This is a genomic window from Asaia sp. W19 (assembly GCF_003994335.1).
GTDB lineage: Bacteria > Pseudomonadota > Alphaproteobacteria > Acetobacterales > Acetobacteraceae > Asaia.
In genome coordinates this window covers 1-8,443 of the sequence record NZ_PNQZ01000087.1, presented here as the reverse complement: position 1 = coordinate 8,443, position 8,443 = coordinate 1, and the positions used below count along the sequence as shown (strand labels likewise).

The 8,443-nt window shown below is 61.5% G+C and carries 7 protein-coding genes; 4 read left to right on the top strand and 3 right to left on the bottom strand.

What is annotated here, in order from left to right; all coding sequences use genetic code 11:
• From C0V97_RS16420 to C0V97_RS16410, 3 genes are all read left to right on the top strand, one after another.
• The coding region (locus tag C0V97_RS16420) for a sugar porter family MFS transporter (protein WP_148114951.1) at positions 1–1,375 on the top strand (1,375 nt) is incomplete at its 5' end.
• 195 nt (positions 1,376–1,570) lie between these two features.
• Positions 1,571–2,443, top strand: a complete 873-nt coding sequence (gene accD / locus C0V97_RS16415; protein ID WP_127103622.1) for an acetyl-CoA carboxylase, carboxyltransferase subunit beta — start codon at positions 1,571–1,573, stop codon at positions 2,441–2,443.
• A 58-nt stretch (positions 2,444–2,501) separates the two neighbouring features.
• Entirely contained in the window at positions 2,502–3,815 is a 1,314-nt protein-coding gene (locus tag C0V97_RS16410) for a folylpolyglutamate synthase/dihydrofolate synthase family protein (RefSeq protein WP_127103621.1), read from the top strand.
• 49 nt (positions 3,816–3,864) lie between these two features.
• Here the strand turns inward: C0V97_RS16410 and hydA are convergent, their stop codons facing one another.
• Positions 3,865–5,250, bottom strand: a complete 1,386-nt coding sequence (hydA, locus tag C0V97_RS16405) for a dihydropyrimidinase (RefSeq protein ID WP_127103620.1) — start codon at positions 5,248–5,250, stop codon at positions 3,865–3,867.
• Positions 5,251–5,394: 144 nt separating this feature from the next.
• Between hydA and C0V97_RS16400 the strand changes: the two genes are divergently transcribed.
• Positions 5,395–6,837 carry an NCS1 family nucleobase:cation symporter-1 gene (locus tag C0V97_RS16400; protein ID WP_127103619.1) on the top strand — a complete coding sequence of 481 codons (1,443 nt, stop codon included), beginning with the start codon at positions 5,395–5,397 and terminating at the stop codon, positions 6,835–6,837.
• Here C0V97_RS16400 and C0V97_RS16395 read toward each other — a convergent pair.
• Both C0V97_RS16395 and C0V97_RS16390 read right to left on the bottom strand, forming a co-directional pair.
• Complete coding sequence (locus C0V97_RS16395) at positions 6,809–7,399, bottom strand: TetR family transcriptional regulator C-terminal domain-containing protein (protein ID WP_127103618.1); 591 nt, start codon at positions 7,397–7,399, stop codon at positions 6,809–6,811. The genes C0V97_RS16400 and C0V97_RS16395 overlap by 29 nt on opposite strands.
• A 220-nt stretch (positions 7,400–7,619) precedes the next feature.
• The coding region (locus C0V97_RS16390; protein WP_148114950.1) for a hydantoinase/carbamoylase family amidase at positions 7,620–8,443 on the bottom strand (824 nt) is incomplete at its 5' end.

Here is an 8,443-nt window from a genome sequence, read left to right as displayed (position 1 = left end):
GGCCGCCATATGCGGCGGTCTTTACGGCTATGATACGGGCATCATTTCCGGCGCGCTGCTATTGATCTCGGATGACTTTCATCTGAGCAGCACCATGCAGGAAATGGTGGCCTCTGCCATCCTGGCTGGCGCAATCCTGGGCGCTCTGGCGGCCGGGTCTTTTTCAGAAAAATACGGAAGGCGCGCCTGCGTGACCCTGGTAAGCGGGGTGTTCGTTCTGGGGGCGCTCGCCTGTGCCTTTTCTCCGGATGTCTGGCTGCTGATCATCTCGCGCGTGTTTCTCGGCTTTGCGGTCGGTGGGTCCACGCAGGTCGTGCCGATGTACATCTCCGAGCTCGCTCCGGCGGAAAAGCGCGGTACGCTGGTCACCATGTTCAATGTGGCGATCGGGCTGGGTATCCTACTCGCCAACATCATCGGTTTTACAGAGCGTGAGGCCTGGGGCTGGCGACCGATGGTGGGTCTCGCCGCCATTCCTGCTGCCATCGTATTCGTCTCCATGTTCTTCATGCCCAAAAGCCCGCGCTGGACGGCAGAGAATGAAGGCATGAAACGGGCCATCATCGAGCTTGGGCGTATCCGGACCTCAAAGAAGGTGATCCGCAAGGAAGTGCGCGAAATGCGCGAGAATGCGGAATCGGCTGATCCGCGCAATCGTGGCTGGAAGGGGCTGTTCCGTCCCTGGGTGCGCCCGGCTCTGGTCGCAGCCCTCGGTGTGGCCTTCTTCACCCAGTGCGGCGGGCTGGAGATGATGATCTATTACGCCCCGACCTTTCTGCGCGATGCCGGGTTCGGTGCATCCTCTGCCCTCATGGCCTCCCTGGGTGTCGCCATCACCTACTGCATCATGACGTTCATCGGCTGCCTGATCGTTGATCGGGTCGGGCGTCGCCGTCTGATGCTGATCATGGGGCCAGGCTCCATCGTGAGCCTGATCGGTCTGGGTATCGTATTTGCCATGCATCCTGCGGCAGGCAGCGCGGGCTCCTATCTGGTCATCGTGTTTCTGCTGCTCTTCATGGCCTTCAACTCGGGCGGGATCCAGGTCTGTGGATGGCTGCTTGGCGCCGAGATGTTCCCGCTTTCAATGCGTGGTCAGGCTACCAGCCTTCATGCCGCAACGCTCTGGGGCTCCGATCTCCTGGTCACGGGTACGGCGCTGACACTGGTGCAGCTCATTACCCTGGGTGGAACCATGTGGTTCTACGCAGCCGTCAATCTTGCTTCCGTCGCGTTCATCTTTTTCTTCGTGCCCGAGACCGCCGGTGCCACACTGGAGGATATCGAGCTGGCGCTTCATGAGAAGCGCTTCCGCCCGAGTAAGGGGCAGACGCGCATCGTCTCGGAGGACGCTCAGGAAGAGGCGGCAGCCTGAACCCTGCCTGTGCTCACACGGGTCCGTATCGATCGATAAGGGGCGGCCTTCCGGGGGAGGGCCGCCCCTTTTTGTGAAACTGGCGTTACGCGCGAGAAATCGCTAAAAGCGGCCTCGGAATGACTGTTGCCCATCCGACCGCAGCGCCTTCGTGCCAGGGGAAACCATGCGGAACAGGCGAGAAGTAGGATCAATATGAGCTGGCTGACCGAATACGTTCGACCGAAAATCCGTGGCCTTCTGCAGCGCGAAGTGCCGGAAAATCTCTGGACCAGCTGTGAGTCGTGCTCGCAGATGATCCTGATCAAGGATCTCGAGAAGGCCCAGCGCGTCTGCCCCCATTGCGGTCACCACGGCAAGGCGAAGGCAACCGAACGCCTCGAATGGACCTTTGACGGCGGCAAATATACCAAGATCGAACTGCCCAAGGTTCCCAGCGATCCGCTCGGATTCCGCGACCAGAAGAAATATGCCGACCGTCTGAAGGACGCCAAGACCAAGACCCATCTCGATGAGTCCCTGGCCGTCGCCCATGGCAAGATCGGCGGTCACGACGCCGTCGTTGCGGTCATGGCCTATGAGTTCATGGCGGGCACCATGGGCACCGCTCTGGGTGAGGCATTCATTGCCGCATGCCGTCTGGCCGTGCTGCAGAAGGCCGCGCTGGTGATCTACACCGCCTCGGGCGGCGCGCGTATGCAGGAAGGCGTTCTTTCGCTCATGCAGATGCCGCGCACCACGATCGGCGTCGAGATGCTCAAGGATGCGGGCCTGCCCTACATCGTCGTGCTGACCAACCCGACCACGGGCGGTGTCTCGGCTTCCTTCGCGATGCTGGGCGATGTGCAGATTGCCGAGCCCGAGGCGTTGATCGCCTTCACCGGCCCGCGCGTGATTCAGGACACGGTACGCGAGAAGCTGCCCGAGGGCTTCCAGCGCTCTGAATATCTGCGCGACCACGGGATGGTGGACATGGTGGTGGCGCGCCCTGAACTGCAGACCATGCTGGGCCGTCTCATCGGCATGATGATGAACAAGCCGGTTGCGGTCGAAACCGAAGCCGCCTGAAATCAGGTCTGTCCGGAAGGACCGGGCAGGCTCCTTATCCCGCACTCCCGGACAGATCATGACGACGCAGGCAGCCCCGGCCAAACTCAGCGATGAATATGAGGGCCGGACCGGCGCCATTCTGGCCCGGGTGCAGGCCCTCTATCCCAAGCTGATCGATCTTTCGCTCGCGCGTCTCGAGGCTCTTCTGGGCAAGCTCGGTCACCCCGAGCGCCAGCTGCCTCCCGTGATTCATGTGGCCGGAACGAACGGCAAGGGCAGCACCTGCGCCACACTGCGCGCGATTGCCGAAGAGGCCGGACTGGCAGTTCATGTCATGACCAGCCCTCATCTGGTCGATGTGACCGAGCGATTCCGCCTGGCTGGCAAACTGGTCAGTGAGGAAACTCTGGTCGCAACGCTCGAGGAAATCGAGCAGATCAATGACGGCGCACCAATCACGGTCTTCGAAGTCCTGACGGCTGCGGGCCTTCTTCTTTTCGCTCGTACCCCGGCCGATCTGGCCATTCTGGAAGTCGGGCTCGGCGGGCGTCTGGATGCGACCAATGTGGTTGCGCGCCCCGCCTGCTGCGTGATCACCCCGGTCGATCTCGATCATCAGGCCTTTCTGGGTGAGACGCTTGCGCTGATTGCCGCCGAGAAGGCGGGTATCATCAAGCAGGGTGTGCCGGTCGTCATTGCCAGACAACTGGCTCAGGCACGCGATGTCATCGTCGCCTGCGCCGCAGCGCTGGACGCGCCTCTCTGGCAGGTGGGGGGCGAAATCGACTTCACCCGGCTTCCGGATGGGTCCATCGCCTATCAAGACCCGCTGGGAAATCTGGCGCTTCCAGCTCCCGGCCTGGAGGGAAGGCATCAGGCAGACAATGCGGTTCTGGCCGTGGCCGCTCTGCGTGCCTCCGGGCTGGAAATTCCCGGGCGCGCCTGGGCAGGCATTGCCCACACGCAATGGCCCGCCCGCATGCAGCGCCTTGGGGGCCGGCTTGCCGCCCAGTTGCCGCAGGGCTGGGAATTGTGGCTCGATGGTGGGCATAACCCCAATGCAGGGGAGGCGCTTTCGGCGACGCTCGCCGCGTGGCACGACAAGCCGCTTCATGTGATCGTGGGCATGAAACAGAGCAAGGATGCCTCAGGCTTCCTGCGCCCTGTGCAGGGTCATGCCACGACCCTTCATGCCGTCAGCGAGGCGGGGCAGCATCTGGCCCTTCCCGTGGAGGAGATCATTCGCGCGTCGGGCGGTGTGGCGCTCTCGGGTCCCACCATCGCATCGATCCTGCCCCGCCTGGCAGGGCCGCCTGCCCGTGTGTTGATCTGCGGCAGCCTGTACCTCGCCGGTGTGGTTCTGAGGCAGGACGGGACAATCCCTCGATAGCCAGAAGCCCTGTCCACGCCATGTGGCGGCGTATCCAGCGCCCTTGGCATCAGGGTCTGTTGAAAGCCGGACGCTTGATATAGCGCCCCTTGCCGCGCTCAGCGCGCAACATGCCGTCATCCCAGGTCACCACGCCCTGGCTGATCGTCCTGCGCGCGAGTCCGGTCAGGGTCATGCCCTCATAGAGCGTGTAATCGACATTCTGATGCAGGGCATCGACCGTGATGCTACGGCTGGCCTGCGCATCCCACAGAACGAGATCGGCATCAGACCCGACAGCGATGCAGCCCTTGCGGGGATAGAGGTTGAAGATGCGTGCCGTATTGGTGGAGGTAAGCGCAACGAACTGCTCGGGTGTCAGGCGCCCGGTCACCACCCCATGATGCCAGAGCACGCTCATGCGTTCCTCAATGCCGGGAACTCCGTTGGGGATCCTGGTGAAATCGTCACGTCCGCGCTCCTTTTGCTCGCGACAGAAGCAGCAATGATCGGTGGCGGTCGTCTGTAACTGGCCTGACATCAGTCCGCCCCAAAGTGCCTGCTGATGGGACTTCTCTCTGAAGGGCGGGCTCATGACGTGACGCGCCGCAATCAGCCAGTCCGGGTCATGATACACGGTCTCGTCGAGGACCAGATGCTGGGGCAGAACCTCTCCATAGACTTTGAGGCCTTTGAGTCGGGCCGCGGCAATGGCCTCGGTCGCTTCGCGGGTCGAGACATGAACGACATAGAGCGGGGTATCCCTGAGCGCTGCCAGGGTGATCGCCCTCTGGGCGGCTTCTCCCTCGACACCGGGCGGCCGGGAGAGCGCATGGGCGTGAGGCCCGGTTTCGCCCTGGGCCAGAAGCTGCGCCTGAAGGAATGAAACGGCGTCGCCATTCTCGGCATGGACCGTACAGAGCGCACCGAGTTCGGCAGCGCGCTGCATGGACTGCAGGAAGATCGCATCGTCGATCATCAACGCGTTCTTGTAAGCCATAAAATGCTTGAAGGAATTGACGCCGCCTTCGGTCACGAGCCGCTCCATATCGGCGTGGACCTGATCGTCCCAATGGGTCACAGCCACATGGAATCCATAATCGGCGGCGGCTTTCTCGGCCTTCAGGCGCCATTCCTGCCAGGCCTCGTACAATGACTGACCCTGGCCCGGAATGACGAAATCGATCAGGCTCGTCGTGCCGCCCGCCAGACCCGCCGCCGTGCCGGTATAGAAGTCATCGCTCGCTGTAGTGCCCATGAAGGGCATTTCCATATGGGTGTGCGGATCGATCCCGCCCGGCATGACCAGCAGACCGGTAGCATCCACGATCTTGCACCCTGTCGGGCATTCCAGATCAGGCCCGATCTGGGAGATCAGTCCTGCGTCGTCGCAGAGGATATCGGATCGATACTGGCGTTCGGCGGTGACGATGATGCCGCCCTTGATCAGGATCATGACGGGGGTCCTCTGGAGCATGGCGCCTTGCACAGGCGTGATCGAGAATATCGTTGTATAATCGAAATCATAGGACTAGCCTGACCATATGGTCAATCTATTGCATGACATGCTGTGTTTTCTACCGGTCCTGAAAGAGTGTCGATGACCCAGGGGCAAGTAACCGGCCTGACAGGCCCCCTCACCAATGCCGATCTCGCTCCAGTCAGCGAGCGTCACTGGGCCTGGAAGGATTTCCTTTTTCTCTGGATGTCCAATGTTCACAGCGTGGCGGGTTACATGACGCTGGGCAGCTTCTTCATGATGGGCCTGCCTGTGGGGGTGGTCCTGACCGGATTGCTCATTGCCATTCTCTGCGTGCATCTGCTGTGCAATCTCGTGGCGGTGCCAAGCCTGAGGGCAGGCGTGCCTTTTCCGGTCGTGATACGCGGCGCGTTTGGCGTGTATGGCGCAATCATTCCGGCGCTGGTGCGCGGTGTTATTGCGGTGGGCTGGTATGGCATCCAGACCTGGCTGGCTTCCAATGCCATCGTGCTCTTTCTCCTGCATCTCGACCCTGCGATCATGAGCTATGCCGATCTGCACCGGCATGGAGCGCTTGGGCTGTCTATGCTGGGATGGGGGGCGTTCCTCTTCGTCTGGTTGTTGCAGATGGTGGTGTTCTGGCGCGGCATGGAAGCCATACGCCATTTCATCGACTGGGCAGGCCCCGCCATTTATGGCGTGATCCTGCTGCTCGACGGCGCACTTCTGATCAAGACGCACGGGCAGGTTCGTTTCTCGGTGCTGCCGCAAGGCGCCTTTTCCTGGGGCGGGACGATTGCGGGGTTGCTGGCCGTGGCCTCTCTTACCCTGGCCTATTTCTCGCCCATCATTCTCAATTTCGGCGATTTCGCGCGCTACGGGATGAGCCTTCGAGATGTGAAACGCGGGAATCTCTGGGGGTTGCCGGTCAACTTCATGGCCTTTGTGGTGCTGGTTCTGACCACCCTTGTATTGACGCAACCGGCTCTGGGAAGGCTCATTCTCGATCCTGCGGAAACGATCGTCCTGTTCGATAACCAGACCATCATGCTTGTGGGAACGATCACGCTCGTTGCTGCGACGATCGGAATCAACATATCGGCCAATTTCGTGTCAGCGGCTTTCGATTTTTCCAATATCGCCCCCTCAGCCATCTCATGGCGTCAGGGAGGTGTGATCGCCTCGTTCGGCGCCGTGCTGCTGACACCGTGGAACCTCTATGCCCATCCCGAGCTCATCCATCTGACGCTGGATATTCTCGGCCTGTTCATTGCACCCGTGACCGGCATTCTGCTGGTCGATTATTACGGCGTTCAAAAGCAGCATCTCGATCTGCCGAGCCTGTACGATGCCGGGGCGGGGGGGCGCTACTGGTATCGCAACGGGGTCAATCCTCGCGCTGTTCTGGCTCTTGCCCTCTCCGTCGCGCTGGGCCTTCTGGTGGTCTTCCTGCCCGCGCTCCATGGGGCGCAGAATTTTTCCTGGGTGATCGGGTTCGTGGCAGGAGGCGTGTTTCATCTCCTGCTGAGTGCTCTCAGGCCTGACGTGGGAAAAGCGGCCTGAGAAGGGTCATGAAAGTCTCGACGGCTGCCTCGAAATCAGAATCCCTGAGAGGCGCATGGCCCAGAAGCGCCTCAAACTGGACCTGCATATCGGCATAGGCCTGCGTGCCGGACCAGAGCAGGGAAAGGAAATGCGTGGTGTCGATGGGCGTCATCAGACCACGCGCCTGCCAGTCCCGGAAAACCAGATCGTGACGAGCCACATGCGCGCGTAGCGTGTGTCTGAGGAAGTCCCGTACCATCTGACCTCCCGATAGCAGCTCCTGCGCGAAGAGGCGCGAACCTTCGGGGCGCGTGCGCGAAAAAGCGATCTTTGCCCTGAGATACCCTTCGACACCCTCCAGGGGGTCTCGCTGGGGCGAGAGCCAGTGATCGGCATCCTTCAGCCAGATATCGAGCAGGCGAGCGAGGGTGGCGTTGTACAGCTCCTCCTTCGAGCCATAGTAATAGAGGATATTGGCTTTCGGAATGGCGCATAGGGCGGCGATCTCCTCGAGCCTCGTACCTTTCAGCCCTCTCGTACCAAACGTCCATTCTGCGGCGTTCAGGATTTGCGGCACCATGGCCTGACGGGGAGCGCTCTGCTTTCTGGGGCGCCCGGATTTATGGCGGGGCGCAATGACCGCCTTTCTGTCGCTGACCTGGCGTGACGAGCCGCCATGCGTCTTGGCAGAAGAGGCATCGTCGGGGGGGGGAGTCGATCGGCGTTGCGAGGCTCTCCGTCATGTCGCCTGTTCCCTCCGATAGGCTATCGTTTCCTCAACGTAACAGACTATCGGGACTTCAGAAAACCCTGTCGGCGCGCAGAATGGCGCCCAGCAACACATTCGCGCCGGCTTCCGCCTCGGCTTGGGTAATGCTCTCGGCCTCGTTATGGCTCAGCCCGTCGCGGCAGGGCACGAAGATCATGGCCGTGGGTGTGATGCGTGCCAGATAGGCAGCGTCATGACCAGGGCCTGAGACGATCTCTCTCGGGGTATATCCGGCTTCTCGCGCAGAATCGGTTACGATATCGATGCAGCGCCGGTCGAACGGGACGGCAGGGGCATCCCAGATCTGGCGGATCGAGAGCGTGACCTTGCCGGACTCGGCCACGGAGTCGAGCGTGGTCAGCAGGCTTTTCTCCATCTCGGCCAGAACGGCATCATCGGGGTGGCGCAGATCGATGGTGAAAAAAGTTTCGCCCGGTACCACGTTATGGCTGTTGGGCCGGTTTTCGATCAGCCCGACGGTGCCCAGTCCCAGGGGAGCGTGATCCTGCGCCACACGCGATACGGCTGCGATCATGGATGCAGCAGCCAAGAGGGTATCGGCGCGCATGGTCATGGGCGTCGAGCCCGCATGGGCGTCGCGCCCGGTCACGGTCGCTTCGTACCAGCGCATGCCCTGTACACCGGTTACCGAGCCGATCACGTAATCTTCGGCCTCGAGGATAGGTCCCTGCTCGATATGCAACTCGAAATACGCCGCGACCGGGTGATCGCCGCATTGCTGCTCGCCGCGATAGGCGATGGCGTCCAGCGCATCGCCAAACCGTTCTCCGGCGCGATCACGCTTGTCGAGCACCTCTTCCTCCGTGAACGCCCCTGCAAAGGCGCCTGAGCACA